Origin of the sequence: Stenotrophomonas thermophila, assembly GCF_001499715.1 — a bacterium.
In the GTDB taxonomy this organism is placed as follows: domain Bacteria; phylum Pseudomonadota; class Gammaproteobacteria; order Xanthomonadales; family Xanthomonadaceae; genus Stenotrophomonas; species Stenotrophomonas hibiscicola.
The window spans coordinates 20,023-45,547 of the sequence record NZ_CVIW01000012.1 but is presented as its reverse complement, the minus strand read 5'-3'; the positions used below and the strand labels follow the sequence as shown (position 1 = coordinate 45,547).

General features: G+C 65.5%; 19 protein-coding genes and 9 tRNA genes. 21 read left to right on the top strand and 7 right to left on the bottom strand.

From position 1 onward, the window contains the following. Nucleotides 1-51: 51 nt before the first annotated feature. The 6 genes from BN1263_RS06910 to BN1263_RS06885 all read right to left on the bottom strand — a co-directional run bounded on the left by BN1263_RS06910 (nucleotide 52) and on the right by BN1263_RS06885 (nucleotide 11,209). The gene (locus tag BN1263_RS06910) at nucleotides 52-3,021 is read right to left on the bottom strand and encodes a TonB-dependent receptor domain-containing protein (RefSeq protein ID WP_058980329.1); all 2,970 of its coding nucleotides are present in this window, start codon (nucleotides 3,019-3,021) and stop codon (nucleotides 52-54) included. 304 nt (nucleotides 3,022-3,325) lie between these two features. Continuing rightward, entirely contained in the window at nucleotides 3,326-4,852 is a 1,527-nt protein-coding gene (ppx, locus tag BN1263_RS06905) for an exopolyphosphatase (protein ID WP_019659539.1), read from the bottom strand. 373 nt (nucleotides 4,853-5,225) lie between these two features. Then, on the bottom strand, nucleotides 5,226-7,313 hold the full coding sequence (ppk1, locus tag BN1263_RS06900; protein ID WP_058980328.1) for a polyphosphate kinase 1: 2,088 nt from the start codon (nucleotides 7,311-7,313) through the stop codon (nucleotides 5,226-5,228). A gap of 4 nt (nucleotides 7,314-7,317) precedes the next feature. After that, entirely contained in the window at nucleotides 7,318-8,649 is a 1,332-nt protein-coding gene (phoR, locus tag BN1263_RS06895; RefSeq protein ID WP_019659537.1) for a phosphate regulon sensor histidine kinase PhoR, read from the bottom strand. Nucleotides 8,650-8,755: 106 nt separating this feature from the next. Next, the gene (phoB, locus tag BN1263_RS06890; protein WP_058980327.1) at nucleotides 8,756-9,445 is read right to left on the bottom strand and encodes a phosphate regulon transcriptional regulator PhoB; all 690 of its coding nucleotides are present in this window, start codon (nucleotides 9,443-9,445) and stop codon (nucleotides 8,756-8,758) included. Nucleotides 9,446-9,562: 117 nt separating this feature from the next. After that, nucleotides 9,563-11,209 carry a M48 family metalloprotease gene (locus BN1263_RS06885; protein WP_058980326.1) on the bottom strand — a complete coding sequence of 549 codons (1,647 nt, stop codon included), beginning with the start codon at nucleotides 11,207-11,209 and terminating at the stop codon, nucleotides 9,563-9,565. 142 nt (nucleotides 11,210-11,351) lie between these two features. Between BN1263_RS06885 and grxC the strand changes: the two genes are divergently transcribed. The 6 genes from grxC (at nucleotide 11,352) to BN1263_RS06855 (ending at nucleotide 15,732) form a co-directional block, all read left to right on the top strand. Continuing rightward, nucleotides 11,352-11,642, top strand: a complete 291-nt coding sequence (gene grxC, locus BN1263_RS06880) for a glutaredoxin 3 (protein WP_019659535.1) — start codon at nucleotides 11,352-11,354, stop codon at nucleotides 11,640-11,642. Next, nucleotides 11,639-12,031 (top strand): carboxymuconolactone decarboxylase family protein, encoded by a 393-nt coding sequence (locus BN1263_RS06875; RefSeq protein WP_058980325.1) that lies wholly within the window; start codon nucleotides 11,639-11,641, stop codon nucleotides 12,029-12,031. The genes grxC and BN1263_RS06875 overlap by 4 nt, the downstream gene beginning before the upstream one ends. Nucleotides 12,032-12,355: 324 nt before the next feature. After that, nucleotides 12,356-13,360, top strand: a complete 1,005-nt coding sequence (locus tag BN1263_RS06870) for an isocitrate dehydrogenase (RefSeq protein ID WP_058980324.1) — start codon at nucleotides 12,356-12,358, stop codon at nucleotides 13,358-13,360. A 133-nt stretch (nucleotides 13,361-13,493) separates the two neighbouring features. Continuing rightward, on the top strand, nucleotides 13,494-13,904 hold the full coding sequence (locus BN1263_RS06865; protein ID WP_058980323.1) for a hypothetical protein: 411 nt from the start codon (nucleotides 13,494-13,496) through the stop codon (nucleotides 13,902-13,904). Nucleotides 13,905-14,026: 122 nt separating this feature from the next. Next, the gene (locus tag BN1263_RS06860; RefSeq protein WP_058980322.1) at nucleotides 14,027-14,770 is read left to right on the top strand and encodes a cysteine hydrolase family protein; all 744 of its coding nucleotides are present in this window, start codon (nucleotides 14,027-14,029) and stop codon (nucleotides 14,768-14,770) included. A gap of 53 nt (nucleotides 14,771-14,823) precedes the next feature. After that, a complete protein-coding gene (locus BN1263_RS06855; RefSeq protein WP_058980321.1) occupies nucleotides 14,824-15,732 on the top strand; it encodes a LysR family transcriptional regulator in 909 nt (302 codons plus the stop codon). A gap of 78 nt (nucleotides 15,733-15,810) precedes the next feature. On the opposite strand, the gene BN1263_RS06850 is transcribed toward BN1263_RS06855, so the two are convergent. Further along, nucleotides 15,811-16,569, bottom strand: a complete 759-nt coding sequence (locus tag BN1263_RS06850) for a Bax inhibitor-1/YccA family protein (protein ID WP_021202979.1) — start codon at nucleotides 16,567-16,569, stop codon at nucleotides 15,811-15,813. A gap of 181 nt (nucleotides 16,570-16,750) precedes the next feature. Here BN1263_RS06850 and BN1263_RS06845 point away from each other — a divergent pair. The 15 genes from BN1263_RS06845 (at nucleotide 16,751) to BN1263_RS06775 (ending at nucleotide 25,486) form a co-directional block, all read left to right on the top strand. Then, a tRNA-Pro gene (locus BN1263_RS06845) sits at nucleotides 16,751-16,827 on the top strand. A 39-nt stretch (nucleotides 16,828-16,866) separates the two neighbouring features. Then, nucleotides 16,867-16,943, top strand: a tRNA-Arg gene (locus tag BN1263_RS06840). Between the two features lie 171 nt (nucleotides 16,944-17,114). Beyond that, nucleotides 17,115-17,191, top strand: a tRNA-His gene (locus BN1263_RS06835). 79 nt (nucleotides 17,192-17,270) lie between these two features. Further along, a tRNA-Lys gene (locus BN1263_RS06830) sits at nucleotides 17,271-17,346 on the top strand. A 196-nt stretch (nucleotides 17,347-17,542) separates the two neighbouring features. Beyond that, nucleotides 17,543-17,618 (top strand) — tRNA-Lys (locus BN1263_RS06825). A gap of 248 nt (nucleotides 17,619-17,866) precedes the next feature. Then, nucleotides 17,867-18,235, top strand: coding sequence for a hypothetical protein (locus BN1263_RS06820; protein ID WP_058980320.1), 369 nt, complete (start codon nucleotides 17,867-17,869; stop codon nucleotides 18,233-18,235). A gap of 134 nt (nucleotides 18,236-18,369) precedes the next feature. Further along, nucleotides 18,370-18,454 (top strand) — tRNA-Leu (locus tag BN1263_RS06815). 188 nt (nucleotides 18,455-18,642) lie between these two features. Next, entirely contained in the window at nucleotides 18,643-19,938 is a 1,296-nt protein-coding gene (gene tig / locus BN1263_RS06810; RefSeq protein ID WP_058980319.1) for a trigger factor, read from the top strand. A 74-nt stretch (nucleotides 19,939-20,012) separates the two neighbouring features. Continuing rightward, nucleotides 20,013-20,639: an ATP-dependent Clp endopeptidase proteolytic subunit ClpP gene (gene clpP / locus BN1263_RS06805; protein WP_019659528.1), complete on the top strand. Its 627-nt coding sequence runs from the start codon at nucleotides 20,013-20,015 to the stop codon at nucleotides 20,637-20,639. Between the two features lie 126 nt (nucleotides 20,640-20,765). Next, nucleotides 20,766-22,055: an ATP-dependent Clp protease ATP-binding subunit ClpX gene (gene clpX, locus BN1263_RS06800; protein ID WP_049466059.1), complete on the top strand. Its 1,290-nt coding sequence runs from the start codon at nucleotides 20,766-20,768 to the stop codon at nucleotides 22,053-22,055. A 143-nt stretch (nucleotides 22,056-22,198) separates the two neighbouring features. Further along, nucleotides 22,199-24,649, top strand: a complete 2,451-nt coding sequence (lon, locus tag BN1263_RS06795; protein ID WP_058980318.1) for an endopeptidase La — start codon at nucleotides 22,199-22,201, stop codon at nucleotides 24,647-24,649. Between the two features lie 217 nt (nucleotides 24,650-24,866). Beyond that, entirely contained in the window at nucleotides 24,867-25,139 is a 273-nt protein-coding gene (gene hbs, locus BN1263_RS06790; protein ID WP_005408270.1) for a non-specific DNA-binding protein Hbs, read from the top strand. An 11-nt stretch (nucleotides 25,140-25,150) separates the two neighbouring features. Continuing rightward, nucleotides 25,151-25,225, top strand: a tRNA-Val gene (locus tag BN1263_RS06785). A gap of 25 nt (nucleotides 25,226-25,250) precedes the next feature. Next, nucleotides 25,251-25,327: transfer RNA gene (locus tag BN1263_RS06780), tRNA-Asp, on the top strand. 82 nt (nucleotides 25,328-25,409) lie between these two features. Then, nucleotides 25,410-25,486: transfer RNA gene (locus BN1263_RS06775), tRNA-Asp, on the top strand. Nucleotides 25,487-25,525 lie beyond the last annotated feature (39 nt).

The following is a 25,525-nucleotide window of genomic DNA, read 5'->3' as shown; positions in this document are numbered from 1 at the left end:
AACCACGGCCCCGAAGGGCCGTGGTCGACAAGCGTCAGCGACGCGGGTGGATCAGAAGCGCTGCTGGTACTTCATGTACATGAAACGACCGATGTCGTAGCCACCGTAGTAGGAGAACGACGAGTTCGGCTTGCTGTACATCACCGGCGCTTCCTTGCCGAACACATTGTTGGCACCCACCGAAACGGTTGCATCCCACGGCAGGTTGTAGCGGAACTGCACGTCGTGGAAGGTCACCGCGCCCCGCTCGTTGTAGGCGGTCGGCGACTTCAGCCACGGGGCCAGGAAGGTCGGATCGGAGCATTCGTCGGCATACCGCGAGGCGTTGAGGCAGCGCTCCTTCACGCCGGAGTAGTAGCGTGCGGTCCAGCTGACGCCGAAGTCACCCACATCCCAGCCCAGCACCAGGTTCGAGCGCACGCGGAACGCGAGGCTGGTAGCGGTGCCGATGGTGTTGGCAACGCCGTTGATCGGCGTGATCGCATCGCGGACATCATTGGTGGAGCGGTAGACGTTCTTGCTCACATAGGTACTGGTCCAACCTGCGCTCAGCTTGCCGTAGCCGGTGTCGACGCGATAGCTGACATCCAGGTCGTAGCCCTCGGTCTCGGCGAAACCGGCATTGCGGTTGCCGAACTTCAGGCCGGTGACGATGCCGTTGGACGGATCGCGGGTGAAGCGGCTGCAGCGGGATTCGATGCCCTGCTCATAGCAATCCTTCAGGATCTGGTTGGGGCTGTCACCGACGATGGTGTTGTCGATGCGGATCTTCCACCAGTCCAGCGCCACGTTGAAGTTGCTGAGGAAGGTCGGGCTCCACACCAGGCCCAGCGTTTTGCTGGTCGAGGTCTCCGGAACCAGCAGCGGGTTGGAGCCGGACACGAACGGCGTCGGGGTGGCATCCTGCGCCGTGGTTACCGGCGTGTTGCCCTGCTTCAGCTGGCGGAAGTTGGCTGCATCGGCGATGTCACGTGCGCACCGTGCGCGGACTTCGGCACTGCCCTTGGCCGAGCCGAACACGGTGTCGCACGGGTCGCTGAACTGCGCGAAGGTTTCCGAACCACCACCGTACAGGTCGTTGATGGTCGGGGCGCGGAAGCCTTCTGCCCACGTACCACGGACCAGCAGCTGGTCGATCGGCTTCCACTTGAAGCCGAACTTGCTGTTGAGCGTGTTGCCGAAGGTGTTGTACTTGGAGTAGCGGGTAGCGGCATTGAAGCTCAGCTCGCGTGCGCCGGGCAGGTCGGCCAGCACCGGCACGTTGAGTTCCAGGTAGGCTTCCTTCACGTTGTAGCTGCCACCGGTCGGGCCAGCGGCCAGGTTGGTGGTGGCACCGGTCTGGGCCAGAGCGTCGGGGGTGTAGCGGCCATCTTCCTTGCGGCTTTCCACACCGAAGGCGAAGCCCAGGTCGCCGGCCGGCAGGGTCAGGATGCTGCCGGACAGATTGGCGAACGCGTTCTTGGTGGTGGTCCGGCCGGTGGTGTGCTCCGCCGGGAACAGCCAGGCCATCAGTTCTTCATTGCCGGTCAGTCCGTTCGGATCGTTCTTCCCGTAGGGCACCAGCGGGTTCCACGGCGTGCAGCCGCTGATCACCGCGCCCGGACGGCCACACATCACCTTGCCGGTGGCCGGATCCAGGAACGACGGGCCCACGGCGTCACGCACGCGCTTCTTGTGCAGGTTGCCGGTGGCGGTAGCGGTCAGCTCGTTGCGGTTGTACTGGTAGCCCACGTCCCAGTCGAAGTAGCGCTGGCCGATCTCGAAGCTGCCATCCAGCGACACTACCGCACGGTAGGTCTTCAGTTCGCTGGTGCTCACGCGCGGGATCTCCCAGGTGCGGCGGTTCCAGGCCACGTCGGTTGGCCTGGCATAGCCGTGCTGGGTGCCGAACGGGTTGAAGTAGCTGTCCTTGGACATCAGGCCGGTGGCGGTCGGGTCACCGGAGATGGACACCGAGCTGGACTGCAGCGGGTAGCCTGCAATCTGGCGCTCGGCCGAACGCTTGTTGTAGCCGAATTCGGTGCGCAGGTTGACCTGGTCGGTGATCTTGAAGCGACCGTCGAAGTACACCGAATCACGCTTGAGCGGATACATGACGTGCATCTGTTCGTTGGCGTTGCTGACGTCGCCGGTGAACGGGGTTGCGTCGGTCAGGTGGTAGTTGGCCGGGTTGGTCGGGTCAGCGCCGCGGTTGAGCGAGTAGCCACACCCCTGGGTGGCGTTGGTGCAGCCCGGGCCGCCCTTCAGGCCGGTAACCTGGCCCCACTGGCTCAGCGTGGTCCAGTTGGAGGCGTCGTTCGGGTGGCGGTCGCTCACGCCGTACTTGCTGAACCAGCGGTCCTTTGCCCAGACGCTCTTTTCTTCGGAGTGCTCCAGTGCCAGGGTCAGCGACACGCGATCGTTGCTCCAGCCGCCGACCACATCGAAGCGGTCACGGGCACCGTCGCCTTCGCTGTACTGGCCGTGGTAGACATTGGCGGTCACGCCGTTGACGTTGGAGCGGGTGATGATGTTGATCACGCCCGCCATCGCGTCGGAACCGTAGATGGCCGAGGCGCCGTCCTTCAGCACTTCAATGCGCTCCACCGCAGACACCGGCAGCGAGGACACGTCCTGGTAGCCGGAGGTGCTGATGCCCAGACGCTTGCCATTGACCAGCACCAGGGTGCGCTGCGCGCCCAGGTTGCGCATGTCGATATAGGTGCCGCCGGTGTTCTCGCCAGCGCTCAGCGCGTTGGCACGGCTGATCGCCGGGCTGCCCATCGCGGTGACGTTCTGCAGGATGTCGGCCACCGAGCTGAAGCCCTGGCGCTCGATGTCCAGCCGGCTCAGTGCCAGGACCGGCTGAGCGGTCTCCACGTCCACCTGGCGGATGCGCGAGCCAGTGATCTCGATGCGATCCAGGGTGGTCGGCGCGGCGGTGCCGCCACTCTGGGCGAACGCAGGCAGGGCGGCCAGCGCCGCCGTGGTTGCCAGGGCGTAGCGGATGGCCTGCCCCAGGGGGGTAGTACGTGAAGTCATGACGAGCTCTCTCTCTCTAAGGTCGTGCAGGGACGCCAAAAAAGGGCGTCGAAGAAATCGGCCGCCGACAAGCGGACCGATGACCCGATAGTAGTCTCGTTGGTTAAGTCTCTGTAAAGTGGATATGTCGGTTTGTACCAGCTTTCTTCATCAGATTTCACGAAAGCTCAACAAAAGCAGTCGCTTAGCGGTCACGCTGAATGCGCTTGCTCGACATGATCTGCTGCATCGCAGCAGATCCATGCGGGGCACGTGCGCGAACTGTAACGGTGTGTGACCTTCTCCCCTCGTGGGGGCGCGGCGCTCAGGCCACGAACGGCCGGAACTGGATGCCCAGCCCAGCGATGCCATCGGTCTCGCCGATCAGGTCCGCGCGCAGCAGCGGCCGGGCATCGATGAAGGCCTGCGGCACGATCAGCGACAGGCGGTTGTCGTCGGCGGTCAGTTCCAGTGCCGGCAGCGGATCGTCCTCATGGGCACGGTTGAGCAGCACCGCCAGGCGCAGCAGGGCGGCCAGCCGGCGTGCGGTCAGCAGCAGGCGCTCGGGCAGGGCGTCGAAGGCGGTCTTGGTCACGCTGCGGCGGTGGCTGCGCACCAGCGCGGCCAGCATCTGCTGCTCCTGGCGCGAGAAGCCGGCGATATCCGAGTGCTCCAGCACATAGCTGCCGTGCACGTGGTAGCCGCTGTGCGCGATCATCAGGCCCAGCTCGTGCAGGCGCGCGGCCCAGCCGAGCATGCGCGCATCGTCGGCATCGAGCCTCCAGCGATCCTGCACCTGTTCCAGCAGCGACAGCGCGGTCTCCTGCACCCGCTCGGCCTGCACGGTATCGATGCCGTAGCGCTGGCTGAGTGCGGCCACCGATTCATCACGCAGGTCGTTCTCGCCGGCGCGGCCGACGATGTCATACAGGATGCCTTCGCGCATCGCGGCCTTGCTCACCAGCAGCTTCTGCAGGCCCAGCGCTTGGAACGCGGCTTCCAGTACCAGGATCCCGCCGGCGATGATCGGGCGGCGGTCGCTGGACAACCCGGGCAGCTGGATGTCGTCGATCTTCTTCGCCTTCAGCAGTTCATCGCGCAGCTGCGGCAGGGCCTCGGCAGTGATCGCGCCCTTGCTCAGCTTCATCGTCGCGCATATCTCGCTGATCGCCTTGTGCGTGCCTGAAGAACCCAGGGCTTCCTGCCAGCCCAGCGCGCGGTACTTGCTGGCGAAGGGCTGGAACTCACGGCCGATCTCGGCCAGTGCATCCTTCCAGCGCTTCTTGCTCAGCTTGCCGCCAGGGAAGAAACGCCGGGTGCTGGCGATGCAGCCGGCCTGCAGGCTTTCGCGCTCCAAGGTCTGCATGCCCATGCCGATGATGAATTCCGTGGAGCCGCCGCCGATATCGATCACCAGCCGGCGCTGGCCGGGCTTGGGTGGTTGCGCATGGGCCACGCCCAGGTAGATCAGGCGCGCTTCTTCGCGGCCGCTGACCACTTCGATGGCATGCCCGAGCGCGGTTTCGGCGGGAACCAGGAACGACTGCGGCGAGCGCAGCTGGCGCACGGTGTTGGTGGCCAGCGCACGCACCCGGTGCGGCGGCACATTGCGGATGCGCTGGCCGAAGCGGGCCAGGCATTCCAGTGCACGTTGGCGTGCAGCGGAAGAGAGACCACCCTTGCCATCCAGGCCATCGGCCATGCGCACCGTCTCGCGCAGGCGGTCGATCACCCGCAGCTGACCGAGCGTGTAGCGCGCGATGACCATGTGGAAACTGTTGGAGCCAAGGTCGATGGCGGCCAGCAGGTCGCCATCCTGCAATGCGGGCGGAGTCGTGGTGGTATGCGGCATGGACGAATGTTAGCCGAAGGGGCGGTGTGCTCGTCACCGCGCGGCCTTCACATGTTGTGGGGGGAGTGCGGCAGGGCTGCGCCCTGCACCTGCGGTAGTGCCGGCCGCTGGCCGGCAACAGCAGGCTATCCGTGGGATGGCGGGGTGGGTCCGGTCGCGGGGGACGCCGTAAACCCATCCTTGGGGGCTTGGCCGCGGCATCCATGCCGCGGACACCCCCGCAACCGGACCCACCCCGCTTCCGACAGTTCCCTGCGATCTGCCGGGACGGCGTGCTGTGCGGCTGTTGGTGGGTGTCGACCTTGGTCGACACGGTGGATCCACGCTATGCGTGGATGAGTCCAAACGCGCCGACCTTGGTCGACACACCGGGTCACAGCCCCTGCATCAATGCCATCTGCGCGGAATGCGGCGCTTCGTCGTGCGCCGGCGCGCGCTTGTGGTAGATGCCGTCGGCATCCAGTTCCCAGGCGTTGAGATTGTCGTCCAGGTAGTTCTGCAGCACTTCGCGATAGACCCGCTTGGCCAGCTCCGGGTCGAGGATCGGGAAGCAGGTCTCGACCCGGCGCAGCAGGTTGCGCTCCAGCCAGTCGGCGCTGGCGCAGTACATTTCTGGAGCGCCGTCGTTGCCGAACCAGTAGACGCGGCTGTGTTCCAGGAAGCGGCCGACGATCGAGCGCACGCGGATGTTGTCCGAGATGCCCGGCACACCCGGGCGCAGGGTGCAGGCGCCGCGGATGATCAGGTCGATCTGCACGCCGGCCTGCGAGGCCGCGTACAGGGCGCGCACCACCTGCGGTTCGTTCAACGCGTTCATCTTGGCGATGATCCGCGCCGGGCGGCCGGCGGCGGCGATGCGCGTCTCGCGCTCGATGCGGCCGAGGATGCCGGTGTGCAGAGTGAAGGGCGACTGCAGCAGGCGCTTGAGCTTCATCTTCGAGGCGAGGCCGGACAGCTGCTGGAACAGCAGGTGCACGTCGTTGCCGATGTCCGGGTCAGCCGTGATCAGGCTGATGTCGGTGTACGCGCGGGCGGTACCGCTGTGGTAGTTGCCGGTGCCCAGGTGTACATAGCGGCGCAGTTTGCGGCCTTCGCGGCGCACGATCAGCAGCATCTTGGCGTGGGTCTTGTAGCCGACCACGCCGTACACCACCTGCACGCCGGCCTCCTGCAGGCGATCGGCCAGGCCCAGGTTGGCTTCCTCGTCGAAGCGCGCGCGCAGTTCAACCACCACGGTCACGTCCTTGCCGTTGCGCGCGGCCTGGATCAGTGCATCGACGATCAGCGAATCCTTGCCGGTGCGGTACAGGGTCTGCTTGATCGCCAGCACGTTCGGATCGATCGCCGCCTGCCGGATGAGGTCCAGCACCGCGGTGAAGGCATCGAACGGATGGTGCAGCAGCAGGTCCTGGCGTGTCACTGTCTCGAAGATGCCGTCGCTGTCGCGCAGGGTGCGCGGGGTCATCGGCGGGTACTTCAGGTCCGGCTGCGCGATCAGGTCGTACAGCTGGATGATGCGGTTGAGGTTGACCGGGCCATCGATGCGGTAGACCGCGTTCTCGGTCAGGCCGAAATTCTGCAGCAGGGTGCGCACGATCTCACGCGGCATGTCGTGGGCGATCTCCAGGCGCACCGCCGGCCGGTAGCCGCGGTCCACCAGCTCGTCGCGCAGCGCCAGCGCCAGGTTTTCCACTTCCTCCTCATCCACCACTAGCTCGGAGTTGCGGGTAACGCGGAACTGGTAGGCGCCCTGGACTTCCATGCCCGGGAACAGCTCATCGACGAAGGTGGACAGCACCGACGACAGGAACACGAAATTCTGTGATCCGCCCAGCTTTTCCGGCAGCTGGATGATGCGCGGCAGTGAGCGCGGCGCACGCACGATGGCCAGGTGGCCGGCGCGGCCGAACGCGTCGGTGCCTTTGAGCACCACCACGATATTCAGCGACTTGTTGAGGATCTTCGGGAACGGATGCACCGGGTCCAGGCCCAGCGGCGACAGCACCGGCATGATCTCGTTGCGGAAATAGGCGCGCAGCCAGCGCCTCTGTCGATCGGTCCAGGAATGGCGGCCGAGCACGCCGATGCCGGCCTCCATCAGCGCCGGGCGCAGCGTCTCGTTCCAGCAGCGGTACTGCTGGTCCACCAGCTCCGCAGCGCGGTCATGGATGGCGTTGAGGATGGCCTGCGGGCTCATGCCGTCCGGTGCCGGCGGCAGGCCGAACTCCTGCGCGTGGCGCACGGCCGCGGCGCGGATCTCGAAGAACTCGTCGAGGTTGGTGCAGGAGATGCACATGAAGCGCAGGCGCTCCAGCAGCGGCACCTGCGGGTCCATCGCTTGGGCCAGCACGCGGAAGTTGAAATCCAGCTGCGACAGCTCACGGTTGATGTACAGCGCCGGGTCGCGCAACGGATCGTTGTCCGGGCTCACGGGGAGGGGGAGGGATCCGAGGCTGCTCATGGCGTCATTCTTCGATGGAGGTCAGGGGGGCGGACTCGCGCGGGCGCACGTGGTCGGCATCGAAATGGCAGGAGAACACCGAGCCCTTGCCGACTTCGCTTTCGATCTCCAGCCGTGCGTGGTGCAGGCCGAGGATGTGCTTGACGATCGACAGGCCCAGTCCGGTACCGCCACTCTCGCGTGAGCGGCTGCTGGAAACCCGGTAGAAGCGTTCGGTCAGGCGCGGCAGGTGCGTGGCGGGAATGCCGTAGCCGGAATCGCGCACGGCCAGCACGGCGCCGTCGCCCTCGCGGCGGAACTCCACCGCGATGCGGCCACCGGCCGGGGTGTAGCGCACCGCGTTGGTGACCAGGTTGGAGAAGGCGCTGTGCAGCTCCTTGGTCGAGCCCTGCAGGTCAACGCCGGCCAGATCGTCGATGCTGATCTGGTGGCGGCCCTGGCTGTGCGCTTCGGCCTCGCGGCGCAGGGTTGCCAGCATCGGCTGCATGGCCACGGTCTCTTCCTCGCTGTGTTCCTGCGATTCCAGGCGTGACAGCGTCAGCAGGTCTTCCACCAGCTGGGCCATGCGCTGGCTCTGCTTGCGCATTTCTTCCAGCATCGGCCCGGTTCCCGGGAAATCCTCCGGGTCCATCATGTCCAGGTAGCCGTGGACCACGGTGAGCGGCGTGCGCAGTTCGTGTGAAACATTGGCCACGAAGTCGCGGCGCACCTGTTCCAGGCGAAGCAGCTTGCTGACGTCACGCGCGATCAGCAGCCAGTAATCCGACGAATAGGGAATCAGGCGCAGGTTCAGGCGGATCGCCGGGTCGACCGGGGAGGGCACGTCCAGGATCGGCTCGGCGTTGCGGCCACCGGCCAGCCAGTGCGCCAGCGGCATTGGCTGCAGGCGTTCGACCAGGGCCTCGCCAAGGTCACCGGGATGGTGCAGGCCGAGCAGGGCGGTAGCCGCTTCGTTGAACCACTGCACGCGCTGGCTGTTGCGGTCCAGCACCACCACCGCATCGGGAAGCGCGGCGGCAGCGGCGCGGTAGCTGCGCAGCATGTCCAGCAGGCGGCGCTTGCGTACGCGCATTTCCACCTGGTTGCGGTACAGCAGGCGGTCCAGCTCGTTCCAGACGCCGCTGCCTTCCTCGGCGGTGTCCCAGCGCTGGCGCGCGGTCAGCCGCCGCAGCACGCTGCGCAGCCGCCAGTAGTGCCAGGCCAGGGTGGCCAGCGCGCCCAGTGCGATGCACAGCCACAGATGCCCCGAGAGCCACCCCACCAGTCCGGCGAACAGCAGCACCGCGGCAACGGTGGCCAGGGTCTTCAACCAGGCAGAGCGGATGTGGCGGGGCATTGCGATCTCGTCGTTGAGGTGCGGCGGTTCACTGGGGTGAACCGAGGGTTATAGCAGAGTTGCCGGCGCCGGCAACCGCAGGTGCTTGGCGCCGGCACGACGAGACTCAGGTGGCAGTGGAGAAACGGTAGCCGGCGCCGCGCACGGTCTGCACCATGTTTTCGGCGTTGAACGGTTCCAGCGTCTTGCGCAGGCGGCGGATGTGCACGTCGATGGTGCGCTCCTCCACGTACACGCTGCCGCCCCACACATGGTCCAGCAGCTGGGCGCGGGTATAGACGCGCTCCGGGTGGGTCATGAAGAAGTGCAGCAGGCGGTATTCGGTCGGGCCGATCGGCACCGGCTGGTCATTGGCGAATACGCGATGCGCCGCGCCATCGATGCGGATCGGGCCGACCGCCACGCTGCCGTCCTCGTCGTCCTCGCGGGCGCGGCGCATCACCGCGCGGATGCGGGCCAGCAGTTCGCGCGCCGAGAACGGCTTGACCACATAGTCGTCGACGCCGGCTTCAAGGCCGCCAACGCGGTCGTTCTCTTCACCGCGCGCGGTCAGCATGATGATCGGCACTTCGCGGGTCAGCGTTTCCTTGCGCCAGCGACGGGCCAGCTCCAGGCCACTCGTACCGGGCAGCATCCAGTCCAGCAGGATCAGGTCGGGGACGCGGTCGGCGATCGCAGTCTGGGCCTCCCGGGCATCGCCGGCGTGGACCGGTTCGTAATCGCCCTTGCGAAGGGCGAAGGCGACCATTTCACGGATCGCGGGCTCGTCATCGACGATCAGGATGCGTTTCTGCACGAGGACACCGTAGGGCTCGGTTACTGGAGTGGTGCCAGTAGACTACGGTTTGATGACATGTTTGTGACTACCCGGCCTGGAACCGGCTGGGACTGCCATCGGCCGGTCATGCAGCGCTCAGCGCCGGTCCAGGTCCGGATCCTGCACACCCTGGCGGCGCAGCTCCAGCACGGTCGGGGTGATCGATTCGATGCGCGCGTCAACCCGCGCACGGCCGATGTAATCCAGTGCCGGGTTGCGCTTGAGCGCCTGCAACTGCAGCAGCGCCTGCTCCGGCCGTCCGCTGAGGAAGGCCGCCTCGGCATAGGCCTCGCTGGCACGCACGCTGTCGCCGGCCAGCTCGCTGGCGCGGGCATATCGCTGCTGGAAGACCGGATCGTTACCGCTTTGCGACAGCAGGGGCCGCAGCATGGCCTGCGCGCGCTGGCCGGCCTCACGGGTACCCTGTTCGTTCAGGATCTCGGCATAGGTCAGTGCCACCGGGCGGCTGTTCGGGTGCTGGCGCAGCAACTGCTCGAAGCGGCTGTTGGCCTGGGCGGCCTGGCCGGCCCGTGACTCCGCTTCGCCCAGCGCCAGTGCCAGCCACAGGTTGTCCGGCCGGGCCTGCAGCAGGCCGGCCAGGGTCTGCTGGGCCTGGATGGCGCCGGCGCGACCGCCGCGCATCACCGCCAGCGCCTGGCCATAGCGCTGGGCATCGTTGAGGCCGTCCTTCTGGCGCTTGGCCAGATCGGCGTACTCGCGTTCCAGCTCGGGCGTGGAGTCCGCGCTGAGCACGCGCAGGCGCTCGCGCGCCCAGTCGAAGTCGCCACTGGCGCCGCGGCTGAGCTGGCCCATCGGGATGCGCAGCACGTTGCTGGGCAGCAGCGGGTTGTTTCCGCGCAGCAGGGGCTCGGCCAGGCTGGGGTCGGCCGGGTCCACGCGCTCCCTGCGCTCGCCGCTGGGGGTGGTGGTGGTCAGCAGCACCGTGTCCTTCTTCATCTGCTCGGCGCGGGCCTTGGCCTCGCTGATGCGGGTGATGTTGACCGGGTGGGTGCGCAGGAACTCGGGCACGCTGTAGCCGCCTTCGTTGCCGCGCATCGCCGATGCCATCCGTTCGAAGAAGCCGGCCATGGCATCCACGTCGTAGCCGCTGCGCGACAGCGTGCGGATGCCGAGGCGGTCGGCCTCGGACTCGTTGGAACGGGTGTAGTTGATCTGCCGCTGCTGCATCAGGCCCATGCCGGAACTGATCGCGGCCATGGTCGCGTTGCCGGAGGACGTGCTGTTGCTGGCCTGCGCGGCCACCACCGCCGCCAGCATGCCCAGCAGGATCGGGATCTGGTCGCGTTGGGCGCGCTCTACCCCGCGCAGCACGTGCTGCTGGGTAACGTGGGCGATTTCGTGGGACAGCACCGCGGCCACCTCGTCCTCGCGCTCGGCGGTCAGCACCAGGCCGGCATTGACCCCGATGTAGCCGCCGAGGGTGGCGAAGGCGTTGATCTGCCGGTCCTTCATCACGAAGAAGGTATAGGGCTGCCGTGGCTGGTCACTGTTGGAGCCGAGCCGGGTACCCATGGTCTGCAGCCAGTCGTTCACCAGCGGGTCGTCCAGCAGGTAGCCATAGTTGCGCAGCTCGCGCAGCATCATCGCGCCGTACTCGGCCTGGCGGGCCGGGGTCAGCAGCTCACCGGCCGAGGAGCCGATGTCGGGCAGCTTCTCCTGGGCCTGGGCCAGCGGCACGGCCAGGGCCAGGGTGACGGCGGTAGTCAGCAGCAGGGCTCGCAAGCAGGGGGTCCTCGGGCGGGGCGCGCCAAGCGTGGCAGGGCAGGGGGCAACCATTCGTTAATCCACAGTGTTGCGGCCGTGGCGTGGAAATTCCAGCGCACCGGTACCATATGTAGACCGTCGATCCATCGTGGAGTTTCCCGTGACAGCCCAGACCGCCGGCGGTGCCCCCGCCATCACCATCTATTCCACCGCCGTCTGCCCGTACTGCGTGGCCGCCAAGAACTTCCTGAAGAGCAAGGGCCAGCAGTGGACCGAGGTCCGCATCGACCTGGACCCGGCCGAGCGGGAGAAGATGGTGGCCAAGACCCGCCGTACCAGCGTGCCGCAGATCTTCGTCGGCGACGTCCATGTCGGCGGCTACGACGACATGATGGCCCTGCACCGTGAAGGCAAGCTCGAGCCGCTGCTGGCCGGGCAGGGCCAGGCATGAGCGCGGCCGACGACGGCAGCAAGGACCGCATCGCCGAATTCACCGACTTCCGCAAGCGCATGAACGAACGCATCCTGGGCGAACCGAACCAGGTGGTGCGGCGCTTCTTCGCACTGGACACGCAGACCTACCAGGCCGGCGCGCTGGACGTGAAGACCAAGGAACTACTGGGCCTGGTGGCCTCGATGGTGCTGCGCTGCGACGACTGCATCAGCTACCACGTGGCCCAGTGCAAGGACGCCGGGGCGACCCGCGAAGAGTTCTTCGAGACCTTCTCGGTCGGCCTGGTGGTCGGCGGTTCCATCGTTATCCCGCACCTGCGCCGCGCGGTCGACTTCCTCGACCAGCTCGAAGGCGGCGCCGCCGCGCCAGCCGCGCACGAGCACTGAGGGGTGTGCTGGCCGCGGGCCGGCATCGCCTGAACCCGGCATGGCCGGGGCTGCCGGCCAGCGGCCGGCACTACCGGACCTGCAAGGGGGCCTTCCCCGCAATCCAACAGTCCAGGAGCCCCCTTGTTGTTCAAGGGGGCGCGCCGACAGGCGCAGGGTTAAGGCGGGATGCGCGGGCAATTCTGCCTGAGCCGGGGACTGGGACCATGGTCTATTTGGGACCTCGGCCCCGGCTCAGGCATAATTGCCGGTGAAACTTCCTTTGCGCCGGCGTTTCCGGGCACGTCCGGACGGCGTTTTTCCCCCTGTTCGGAACATCGATCAATGACGCAGAAAATTACGGTCATCCGCGGCGACGGCATTGGCCCGGAAATCATGGACGCCACCCTGTTCGTGCTCGACCAGCTCAAGACTGGCCTGGAGTACGAAGACGCTGACGCCGGCCTGGTGGCCCTGGAAAAGCACGGCGACCTGATGCCGGCGGTGACCCTGGAATCGATCGCGCGCAACAAGGTCGCGCTGAAGAGCCCGCTGACCACCCCGGTCGGTGGTGGCTTCACCTCGATCAACGTCAGCCTGCGCCGCCATTTCGATCTGTACGCCAACGTGCGTCCGGCCCACACCTTCCCGAACACCAAGTCGCGTTTCGACAACGTCGACCTGATCACCGTTCGTGAGAACACCGAAGGTGCCTACCTGGCCGAAGGCCAGGAAGTGTCTGCCGACGGCGAGACCGCGTTCTCCGGCACCCGCATCACCCGCAAGGGCTCCGAGCGCATCGTGCGCTACGCCTTCGAGCTGGCCAAGAGCACCGGCCGCAAGAAGGTCACCGCCGTGCACAAGGCCAACATCATCAAGTCGACCTCGGGCCTGTTCCTGAACGTCGCCCGTGAAGTGGCCGCGCAGTACCCGGACATCGAATTCCAGGAAATGATCGTCGACAACTGCTGCATGCAGCTGGTGATGCGTCCGGAACAGTTCGACGTGATCGTCACCACCAACCTGTTCGGCGACATCATCTCCGACCTGTGCGCCGGCCTGGTCGGCGGCCTGGGCCTGGCCCCGGGTGCCAACATCGGCAAGGACGCGGCGATCTTCGAAGCCGTGCACGGCACCGCGCCGGACATCGCCGGCCAGGGCAAGGCCAATCCGTGCGCGCTGCTGCTGGCAGCCGCGCAGATGCTGGACCACATTGGCCAGCCGGAAAACGCCGAACGCCTGCGCAAGGCCATCGTGGCGACCATGGAAGCCAAGGATTCGCTGACCGGCGACCTGGGCGGTACCGGTACCACCATGAGCTTTGCCCGGGCCATCGCCAGCCGCCTGTAAGCGGCTGGCATTCCGGCTGGAGATCGCCCTCGGGCGACGTCCAGTCGGGGCCGCGGAGCGTTGAAGACGGGCCGTCCTTGTACGGCCCGTCTACGTTTTCAATCGCGGGATTTGACCAACAGGATGTTTCCAGATGCCTGAGGCGGCCGTGTGGGTCGTGGCGGCCGTTGCCGTCTATGCCATCGGCGTGGCGATCTACGCCACCTTCTACTGGCCGTGGTCCCGTGCCCAGCGTGCGCTGCGCCGCTTGAGCAGGCATGGGGTGCCCCTCCGCAGCCTGCGGGAGAGCGAGGCGCGCATCCTGCGGTTGGTCGAATTTCCGGCAGGATTGCCTGTGTATCTGCTCGAAGGCAACTGTGCGGCATTCGTGATCAGGAGCAGGATCTCTCCGGCCCAGCATGTGCAGACGCTGGCCGGCGTCCCAGTGAAGTATCCGGCAGGCCTTGCACATGCCGTGCGTATGGGCAGCAATACCGCCGAAGTGGTGCTGGGTCGTGACCACGCGATGATCGTGCGACTCAATGGGGTCAAGCTGGCCTGGTAGAGCTCGACACTACATGAGCCGTCTGTGCAAAAATCGCACAGATCATGTACCGATACGTGGCTGGTTGGTGCGCCATTCGCTCCGCATCCTGTGCCCACTTTCCACTGCACAGGAGTCGCTCCATGAATCTCACCGCCTTCGGCCTGGCCAGCCTGATCGGCATGGCCGCCACCACTCCGGTCGTCGCCGCCGAGCCGGCCCATCCCACCATCCGCCATATGGCGGGCGCGCCGGTCGCGGCCTCGCTGGATGCGGCGAAGACTGCGGTGTTGGTGATCGACTTCCAGAACGAGTACTTCGACGCCAGCGCCGCGCCGGGCTTCGCCGGTGGCCGCATGGTCATTCCCGATGGCGTGGCCGCACTGCGCCAGGCCAAGCGGGTGGTCGCGTTCGCCGATGCCCACGGCATCCGCGTGATCCACGTGCAGCATGTGTTGCCGGCCGGCGCACCGCTGTTCGCGCTGGGCAGCGTCAATGCCGACTTCCATCGCGACCTGCAGCCGCGCAAGGGCGAGACCGTGGTGCAGAAGGACAGCGTCAGCGTGTTCGCTGGCAGCTCGGCCGCGGTGCTCGACACGGTGCTGAAGCATGCCGGTATCGACACCCTGATCGTCACCGGCCTGCAGACCCATGCCTGCGTCGCCGGTGCTGCGCGCGACGCAGCGGCCGCACCACGTGGCTACCGGGTGATCGTCTCGTCCGACGCCAGCGCCAGCCGCGACCTGGACCTGGCCGGTGGCCAGCGCATCGGCCATCGCGCGCTGCATGACGCCTCGCTGGCGCAGATCGAAGACGCGTTCGGGGATGTCATGAGTACCGACGCGATCCTGGCGTTGCCGGTGCGCAAGGCTGGCGACGGCGCTTGATAAGCTGGCGGGGCCCGCATGCCGTGGGCACCGCAACGTGGAGCCACTAGCCGATGGATCACTTCGCCGCCCTGCGTGCGCTGCGCGCCATCGTTGACGCGGGCAGTTTCACCGCGGCCGCTGAACGCCTGGGAACCACCCACTCGGCGATGTCACGGCAGTTGCGCCAGCTGGAAGAACATCTGCAGGTTCGCTTGCTCGATCGCAACAGCCGCCGGCTGTCATTGACCGAGGCCGGGCGCGACTACTATCGCGAGGCGGCAACGCTGCTGGACCGCCTGCAGGAGGCGGACGATCGTGCCCGCGCCGGGCAGGCGCAACCCCGTGGCAGGGTGCGGATCAGCGTGCCGCAGGTGGTGGCCAGCCAGGAGCTGCCGCATTGGTTGCCGTTCTTCCTGCAGCGCTACCCGCAGGTCGCGCTGGATCTGTCGGCCGATGATCAGCTCGTCGATGTCGTCGGTGGTGGCTTCGACCTGGCGTTGCGTATTGCAGCCTCGCTACCGGACAGCCAGCTGGTCGCGCGCGAGCTGGCCAGCTGCCCGCGCATCCTGGTCGCCGCACCGGCCTACCTGGCGCGTCATGGCCTGCCGCGTCAGCCGTCGGACCTTGCGCAGCACGCGCTGCTGGGGTTCAGTCCTGCAGCGGCGATGTCGCCCTGGCAGCTGCAGGGGCCGCGCGGCGCCTGCGCGAGCATCGAGGCCGGGCAACGCCTGCGGGTGGATGCAACGCCGGCGCTGTATGCCGCCGCGCTGGCGGGCATGGGCATCAGCCTGTTCACCGCACTGACCGTGCAGGAAGACCTGCGCGCCGGTCGTTTGATCCGTGTGCTGCCCGCCTGGCACGCCGGGCAGCGGCGCTACTTCGCGCTGTATCCGCATGCGCGGGCGCTGGCGCCGAAAGTGCGCGCGCTGGTCGAGCACCTTGCGGCGCACTACGCTGCACAGGTGGGCGCGACTGGCTAGCCGGGAAATGCAGCGATGCGTAACAAAGAGAAAAGGGCGCCCAGAAGGCGCCCTTTGTCGTTTATGGCTCTATCCGGTTCAGCGCTGCTGGATCTTCGACAGCAGGCGCAGGAACTCCACATATAGCCAGACCAGGGTCACCATCAGGCCGAATGCGCCATACCACTCCATGTACTTCGGCGCGCGCTGGGCGACACCGGTCTCGATGAAGTCGAAGTCCAGCACCAGATTCAGCGCGGCCACGACCACCACGAACAGGCTGAAGGCGATGCCCAGCCAGCCGGAGTCATGGATCACCGGCACGTTGATGTTGAAGAAGCCCAGCACGAACGAGGCCAGGTAGAGCAGGGCGATGCCGCCAGTGGCCGCGATCACGCCCAGCTTGAAGTTCTCGGTGGCCTTGATCAGGCCGCTGCGGTACGCGAACAGCAGCGCGAACAGGGTGCCGAAGGTCAGCAGCACGGCCTGGAACACGATGCCGGGGAACTTGGCGTTGAACACGGCCGAGATGGCGCCGAGGAACAGGCCTTCCACCAGCGCGTACATCGGCGCGGTGACCGGCGACCATTCCTTCTTGAAGACAGTGATCAGCGCCAGCACGAGGCCGCCGATGGCGCCGCCCATGGCATACAGCTTGGCTCCGGCCATGACCTGGCCGTAGTCATCGATGGTCTGGTTCCAGGCGAAAGCGGCCGTCAGCACGGTCAACAGCAACAGGAAGCCGGTCTTGTTGACGGTGCCGTTGAGGGTCATTGCCTGGTCGGGGCTGGTCACCACCGAGCCGCTGGCGAGGTCGAGGAAGGTCGACTCGGAAAGAGCCGGATTGCCGCTGCGCATGCGTGTTCTCCGTGCGAATGAAAGGTCGGGACGGCCGTCCGGCCGATGCCTGCGAGCATAGCCGATGACCACGCATGGCGCCGTGGCGGTTTCATGGCTGGTCTCGCCTGCGTTGACAGCTCACGATGTGCTTGGCCACAATGAACGACTCCCCGGGCCTGGCCCGAGGGGATTGCAAGACCGGGGTATAGCGCAGTCTGGTAGCGCGCCTGCTTTGGGAGCAGGATGTCGGGGGTTCGAATCCCTCTACCCCGACCAATCCCACGTCACGTCGGATTGGACACCGTTCCGGTTCGGGCGCCCGTAGCTCAACTGGATAGAGCACCGGCCTTCTAAGCCGGCGGTTACAGGTTCGATTCCTGTCGGGCGCGCCATCGGCGAGTAACGGGATCGCATCGGCCGATGTGAAGAAGTGCTTGCAAAAGCGTAAAGACTCCACCAGAATATCGGACTCGCTTCGGCGGACCGGAACTTCGGTGACAGTCTCCAGGCAAAGGTTTCAGGTTCCGTCGCCAGCCGCATCGGCAGGAACAAGCGTTTCAGTGGTGGCTGTAGCTCAGTTGGTTAGAGTACCGGATTGTGATTCCGGTGGTCGGGGGTTCGAATCCCCTCAGCCACCCCACTGTTTCAACCGTGCCGGCGCAGCCGAAACGGTATTGCAATAAGAAGAATGCACGCTACAATGTGCGTCTGAGTTTCACGGGCCGTTAGCTCAGTTGGTAGAGCAGTTGACTCTTAATCAATAGGTCCAAGGTTCGAATCCTTGACGGCCCACCAAGACAGAAGCCGCCTGGCACGCCAGGTGGCTTTTTTCTTATAAGTGTGACTCCTTCATTTGGATGGATCACGCGTTGCAGGCCCCGCTCGGCGCGGATCTGCAACGGCAGCGGGATCGCAGTGCTGGTTTCAACGGCGTTGAAAAAAGTGCTTGCACCCACCGAGCGGATCGGGTCATAATTCGCGCCCCGATTTCGGGCTGTTAGCTCAGTTGGTAGAGCAGTTGACTCTTAATCAATAGGTCCAAGGTTCGAATCCTTGACAGCCCACCAGACGAAAGCCACTTGGTTCGCCAAGTGGCTTTTTTCTTGTCTGCGCGCCGGGTTGAGCGTGCGGATGCCTGCACGCCCGGTCGCACGTCATCCATGAATGGCGTGGATCTACTGAAGCGATGCTGAAATCAGGGGCATACGCGTCATCAGTGTTTTCAATGCTGTGCGCTGCTTCTCACCGCGTCGCGTCCTGTATCGCACCCAATGGATCTTCCGCGCCAGTGGCGCATGCACGAAGGAAGATGTTGATGGCTGATATCAATCGATTGCACCGCACGCTGTGGGTTCCCTTCGCGTTGCTGGCACTGGCGGCCTGCACGCCGGCCAACGATCCCGCGCAGACCGTCGAACGCGATGCTGGCACCGAGAGCGCTCCGGCGCGCCCGGTGGGTGAGGCCATGCAGATGCAGCCGGCTCAGCCCGCGGAAGGGGAGGCCCTGCCCGACGCGGTGGACGTGCAGCGCAATGCGGATGGTTCGGTGGACGTGCGCAAGGCCACGCCGGAGTCGGCGGCACTGCGGCGCATCGAAGGCGGGGGCGTGGAGATCCGCAAGGTGGATCCTCCGGCCGAGTCGGGGTCCGATACGGCGCCGGCCAAGGCCAGGCCGCAGCAGTGAACCCTGCCACCCCGGATCAGCTTGCGCTCCCCGGGGTGGTCCAACGCGCGCGCCGCGCGATCGCCATGTTCAGTTTAGTGCAGGCCTTCCGATTCCTGCCATCGCCTGCGACAATGAACGCCTGAGCCGGCCACGCGAAAGTGGCGGAATTGGTAGACGCCCTGGATTTAGGTTCCAGTGCCGCAAGGCGTGGGGGTTCGAGTCCCCCCTTTCGCACCAGTGCCGGCCTGTCCCCGCCCTGATCGGGCCATCTGCGCCCCTTGACCGGCACGCGCTGGCAGTGCAGGCCAAATTGGGCGAAACTAAAGGGCTGCGGCAAGCAGGCGCGTCCCAGACGTCGCGTCCTTACAACCGTTTCATCCCAATCATCGAGCCGGGGGCGTGGGCCACCGGTGGCAGGAGTCAACATGCAAGCTTCGATCGAATCCACCGGCAACCTGGAACGCCGCCTGAGCTTCTCGCTGCCGGAAGAGCGTCTGCAGAGCCACATCGCCGGCCGCTTGGGCGAAATCGCCCGTACCACCCGCATCAAGGGGTTCCGTCCGGGCAAGGTGCCGGCCAAGGTGATCGAGCAGCGCTTCGGCGCGCAGGTCCGTGGCGAGGCGCTGGACGGCCTGCTGCGCGAAACCTTCGACGCGGCCGTGCGCGAGCACGACCTGCGCGTCGTCGGCAGCCCGCGCATCGACAAGGGCGACGAAGGTGAATTCTCCTTCGTGGCGACCGTGGAAGTGGTGCCGGACTTCGGCGACATCGACGTCAGCAAGCTTACCGTCGTGCGTCACACCGCCGAGATCACCGAAGCCGACATCGACCAGATGATCGAGAACCTGCAGAACCAGCGTCGTACCTGGGCCCCGGTCAGCCGTGGTGCACAGGAAGGCGACCTGGTCGCGGTGGAAACCTGGTCGCAGGCCGGCGAAGAGCGCCTGCCGGCCGAGGGTACCGAGAAGGGCTCGATCGTTCTCGGCCAGGGCATGATGTTCGACACCATCGAAAAGGGCCTGGTCGGCCTGGCCAAGGGCGAAGAGAAGACCCTGGACGTCGAGTTCCCGGCTGATTGGCGCGTGCCGGTGCTGGCCGGCAAGACCGTGCAGGTCACCGTCAAGGTTGCCGAAGTGTCCGAGCCGGTCGTGCCGGCGGTCGACGAAGCCTTCATCAAGAGCTTCGGCGTGAAGGGTGGCGACGTCGCGCAGTTCCGCAGCGACATCCGCGCCAACCTGGAGCGTGAGCTGAAGGGCGCGCTGATGAACCGCCTGCGCCGTGAAGTCGGCGAGCAGCTGATCGCGGCCTACTCGTCGGTCGAAATGCCGCCGCGCCTGGTCGAGAACGAAGCCCGCGCCATGCTGGCCCAGCAGGTCGAGCAGCTGCGCCGCAACGGCCAGAACGTCGGCGAGATCCCGGCCGATGCCCACGAAGGCTACAAGGACGCTGCCGCCAAGCGCGTGCTGGTCGGCCTGCTGGTCGGTGAAGTGGCCCGCATCAACGACCTGCGCCTGGAAGCCAAGCGCCTGAACGAAACGATGCGTCTGATCGCTTCGACCTACGAAGAGCCGGAGCAGGTCATTGAGATGTACCGCAACGACCCCCAGCTGATGTCTGGCCTGCAGAACCGTGTGATGGAAGAGCAGGTGATCGACTGGATCGCCGAGCGTGCCCAGCACACCGAAGAGAAGCTCTCGTTCCAGGACGCGATCCGCCAGTAAGTCCGCGGATCACCGGATGCCCCGCGCCTTTGCCGGCGCGGGGTTGTTGCCCCCCAAGATAGGTACCTCACGTAATGGACAACCGAACCAAAGCCCTGAACCTGGTTCCGATGGTGGTCGAGCAGACCAGCCGCGGCGAGCGTGCCTACGACATCTATTCGCGCCTGTTGAAGGAGCGTCTGATCTTCCTCGTGGGCCCGATCGACGATCACATGGCCAACGTGGTGGTGGCGCAGTTGCTGTTCCTGGAATCGGAAAACCCGGAAAAGGACATCAACATCTACATCAACTCGCCGGGTGGCGTGGTCACCGCCGGCATGGCGATCTACGACACCATGCAGTACATCAAGCCGAATGTGAGCACCACCTGCATCGGCCAGGCCGCCTCCATGGGCGCCCTGCTGCTGGCCGCGGGCGAAGCCGGCAAGCGCTACGCGCTGCCGAACTCGCGCGTGATGATTCACCAGCCGCTGGGTGGCTACCAGGGGCAGGCCACCGACATCGACATCCATGCGCGAGAGATCCTGACCCTGCGTTCGCGCCTGAACGAGATCCTGGCCAAGCACACCGGCCAGTCGCTGGAGACGATCGCCCGCGACACCGAGCGCGACAACTTCAAGAGCGCCTTCGAGGCGCAGGCCTACGGTCTGGTCGACCAGGTCCTGGAGCGTCGTCCGGATGAGTCGATCCAGGCCGGTTGACCGGCCTTCACGGGGCCATGGAGGCCCCGTTCCTGCAGGGTCGGGCGGGACTGGTGTCCCCTCGGCCCTGTGCTATTCTCGAATCGAACCCCCGTTCAGCGGGTGGGGTAACTGGGTAAGCGAAGCATGAGCGAAGACCGCCAAGGTCGTTCCACGGACACCGGCAAGATCCTCTACTGCTCTTTCTGCGGCAAGAGCCAGCATGAAGTGCGCAAGCTGATTGCGGGTCCGAGCGTATTCATCTGCGATGAGTGCGTGGAGCTGTGCAACGACATCATCCGTGAGGAGCTTGAGGAGAAGGCGCAGTCGGCACGCAGTTCGCTGCCCAAGCCGCGCGAGATCCTCGAGGTCCTCGACCAGTACGTGATCGGCCAGAACCGCGCCAAGCGCACCCTGGCCGTGGCCGTCTACAACCACTACAAGCGCATCGAGAGCCGGCAGAAGAACGACGACGTCGAACTGGCGAAGTCGAACATCCTGCTGGTCGGCCCGACCGGTTCGGGCAAGACGCTGCTGGCCGAAACCCTGGCCCGCCTGCTCAACGTGCCGTTCACCATGGCCGACGCCACCACGCTGACCGAAGCCGGTTACGTGGGCGAGGACGTGGAGAACATCATCCAGAAGCTGCTGCAGAAGTGCGACTACGATGTCGAGAAGGCGCAGCAGGGCATCGTCTACATCGATGAAATCGACAAGATCTCGCGCAAGAGCGAGAACCCGTCGATCACCCGCGATGTATCCGGCGAAGGCGTGCAGCAGGCCCTGCTGAAGCTGATCGAAGGCACCGTGGCCAGCGTCCCGCCGCAGGGCGGCCGCAAGCATCCGCAGCAGGAATTCCTGCAGGTGGACACCAAGAACATCCTGTTCATCTGCGGCGGTGCGTTCGCCGGGCTGGACAAGGTCATCCAGGCCCGTTCCACCGACATCGGCAGCATCGGCTTCGGTGCCAAGGTGAAGAGCAGCGAGCGCAAGCAGGAAGTGGGCAAGGTGCTGGCTGAGGTCGAGCCGGAAGACCTGATCAAGTTCGGCCTGATCCCCGAGTTCGTCGGCCGCCTGCCGGTGGTCGCGACCCTGGAAGAGCTGGATGAGCCGGCCCTGATCAAGATCCTCACCGAGCCGAAGAACGCCATCACCAAGCAGTTCAAGAAGCTGTTCGAGATGGAAAACGTGGAGCTGGAGTTCCGTCCGGACGCGCTGTCGGCCATCGCCAGGAAGGCGCTCAAGCGCAAGACCGGCGCCCGCGGCCTGCGCACGATCGTCGAATCGGTGCTGCTGGACACCATGTATGACCTGCCGTCGCAGGAGAACGTCAGCAAGGTGGTGGTGGACGAATCGGTGATCGAGCACAAGTCCGAGCCGTACCTGATCTACCAGACCCCGGCGGCCCCTGAACAGAAGGCCGCAGGCGCCGAGTGATCCTTCCAGGTTGTTGATTGGAAAGGATTTTCAAGGAATGCCTTGCATCTGAAAGCCGATGGCCCCATAACGGGGCCATCGGCTTTTTTTGTCTCCGGAAGATGCCCTCCCGGAGGCGGTTTTCCCCCTTCCCTGGAGCCCCCATGGCCCGTTCCCCAAGTGAAACCCTCGACCTGCCGGTCCTGCCGCTGCGCGACGTAGTGGTGTTCCCGCACATGGTCATCCCGCTGTTCGTCGGCCGTGACAAGTCCATGCACGCGCTCGAACAGGCAATGGAGGCAGACAAGCGCATCCTGCTGCTGGCGCAGAAGTCGGCCGAGACCGACGACCCGCATGCGGCCGACCTCTACCAGGTCGGCACGCTGGCGCAGGTGCTGCAGCTGCTGAAGCTGCCCGACGGCACCATCAAGGTGCTGGTCGAAGGCCTGTCGCGCGTGCAGGTCACCCATGTTGACGAGCGCAACGGCTCGCTGCACGGGCAGGCAGTGGAAATCGATGCCACCGACGAGCGCGAGGCGCGCGAGGTCGAGGCCATCGCCCGCTCGTTGATGTCGCTGTTCGAGCAGTACGTGAAGACCAACCGCAAGCTGCCGCCGGAACTGCTGCAGACGCTGTCGGGCATCGATGAGCCGGCACGCCTGGCCGACACCATCGCCGCGCACATCAGCGTGCGCCTGGCCGACAAGCAGCGCCTGCTGGAAACGCTGGCCGTCGGTGACCGCCTGGAGATGCTGGTCGGCCTGGTCGACGGCGAGATCGACGTGCAGCAGATGGAGAAGCGCATCCGCGGCCGCGTGAAGTCGCAGATGGAGAAGAGCCAGCGCGAGTACTACCTCAACGAACAGATGAAGGCCATCCAGAAGGAACTGGGTGACCTGGACGACGCGCCGGGCGAGCTGGAAGAACTGGCCCGCAAGATTGCCGAGGCCGGCATGCCGAAGGCGGTTGAAGCCAAGGCGCGCAATGAACTGAACAAGCTCAAGCAGATGTCGCCGATGTCGGCTGAAGCCGCCGTCGTGCGCAACTACCTGGAGTGGCTGCTGGGCGTGCCGTGGAAGAAGCGCAGCAAGGTGCGCAAGGACCTGAAGGTGGCGCAGGACACCCTCGATGCCGATCACTACGGCCTGGAGAAGGTCAAGGAGCGCATCCTTGAATACCTGGCGGTGCAGTCGCGCGTGAAGCAGATGAAGGGCCCCATCCTGTGCCTGGTCGGGCCGCCGGGCGTGGGCAAGACCTCGCTGGGCCAGTCCATCGCCAAGGCCACCAACCGCAAGTTCGTGCGCATGTCGCTGGGCGGCGTGCGTGACGAGGCCGAGATCCGTGGCCACCGCCGTACCTACGTCGGTTCGATGCCGGGCCGAATCGTGCAGAACCTCAACAAGGTTGGCAGCAAGAACCCGCTGTTCGTGCTGGACGAGATCGACAAGATGTCGATGGACTTCCGTGGCGATCCGTCGTCGGCGCTGCTGGAAGTGCTCGACCCGGAGCAGAACAACGCGTTCAACGACCACTACCTGGAAGTCGACCTGGACCTGTCCGAAGTGATGTTCGTGGCCACCTCGAACTCGCTCAACATTCCCGGCCCGCTGCTGGACCGCATGGAAGTGATCCGCATCCCCGGCTACACCGAGGACGAGAAGCTCAACATCGCCACCCGCTACCTGGTGCCCAAGCAGGTCAAGGCCAACGGCCTGCAGCCGGAAGAACTGGAGATCGGCAGTGACGCCATCCAGGACATCGTGCGCTACTACACGCGCGAATCGGGCGTGCGCAACCTGGAACGCGAGATCGCCAAGATCTGCCGCAAGGTGGTGAAGGAGATCGCGCTGGCCGGCCCGCAGCCGGTGAAGGCGAAGAAGGGCGCGAAGAAGCCCAAGGCGCTGGTCAATGTGTCCAGCAAGAACCTGGACAAGTACCTGGGCGTGCGTCGCTTCGACTTCGGCCGTGCCGAGGAAGAGAACGAGATCGGCTTGGTCACCGGCCTGGCCTGGACCGAGGTCGGTGGCGATCTGCTGCAGATCGAATCGACACTGGTGCCGGGCAAGGGCCAGCTGATCCTGACCGGCCAGCTCGGCAACGTGATGAAGGAATCGGCTTCAGCGGCGCTGTCGGTGGTGCGTTCGCGCGCCGTCGGCTTCGGCATCGACAGCGACTTCCTGCAGAAGCACGACGTGCACCTGCACGTGCCCGATGGCGCTACGCCGAAGGACGGCCCGAGTGCCGGCGCGGCGATGGTCACCTCGCTGGTATCGATGCTGACCAAGGTGCCGGTGCGTGCCGACGTGGCGATGACCGGTGAGATCACCCTGCGTGGCCGTGTCACCGCCATCGGCGGCTTGAAGGAAAAGCTGCTGGCCGCATTGCGGGGCGGCATCCGCACGGTCATCATTCCGGAAGAGAACCGCAAGGACCTTGCAGACATTCCGGCAAACGTTACCCGCGATCTGCAGATCGTGCCGGTGAAGTACATCGAGGAAGTGCTGGACCTGGCGTTGGAGCGCCCGTTGGCACCGAAGAAGGCACGCAAGAGTGCGCAGCGTGTCACGGTGCGCAGCAAGGCCAAACCGAGTGGAAGTGCGCGCGTCAAGCATTGACGCGCACCGTCCAATGGCCCGAAACCCGCGTCGTTGCTGGCTTTCCAGCTTGCGTGGGGGTAGGGCCACTGGTATAAAAGCAGCACTCGCGAATGAGTGATCGCTGTCAGCGATGACTGAATCGGCGAACCGTTTCCACATGGCGGCCGCATGCAGAAGGCGTGCGGTTGCTTCCCTGTCGAATAAGCGGAACCCACCGCCAAAGGAGTTGTAGAGAATGAACAAGACCGAATTGATCGATGCCGTTGCTGAAGCTGCGGACCTGACCAAGGCCGAGTCCAGCCGCGCTGTCGATGCCGTCGTTGCTGCCATCACCAAGGCGCTGAAGGACGGCGATGCGGTCACCCTGGTTGGCTTCGGTACCTTCCAGGTCCGCGACCGTGCTGCCCGCACCGGCCGCAACCCGAAGACCGGCGACACCATCAAGATCGCTGCTTCGAAGAATCCGTCGTTCAAGGCTGGCAAGGCTCTGAAGGATGCTGTAAACTAAGCGGCTCGCTGGGGTGCTTAGCTCAGCGGTAGAGCGTCTCCTTTACACGGAGAGGGTCGGGGGTTCGAAACCCTCAGCACCCACCACAGCACCGCGGTAACGTTTGAGTGTGGAGCGGTAGTTCAGCTGGTTAGAATGCTGGCCTGTCACGCCGGAGGTCGCGGGTTCGAGTCCCGTCCGCTCCGCCATTCAACGAGGCCTCCGGCCAAAAGCTGGAGGCTTTGTTTTCTCCCAGGTCCAGGCCGATGGGAAAACAAAAAGCAACAATGCGGAGCGGTAGTTCAGCTGGTTAGAATGCTGGCCTGTCACGCCGGAGGTCGCGGGTTCGAGTCCCGTCCGCTCCGCCAACTCTAAAAGCCCTCGGCGCAAGCCGGGGGCTTTTTCTT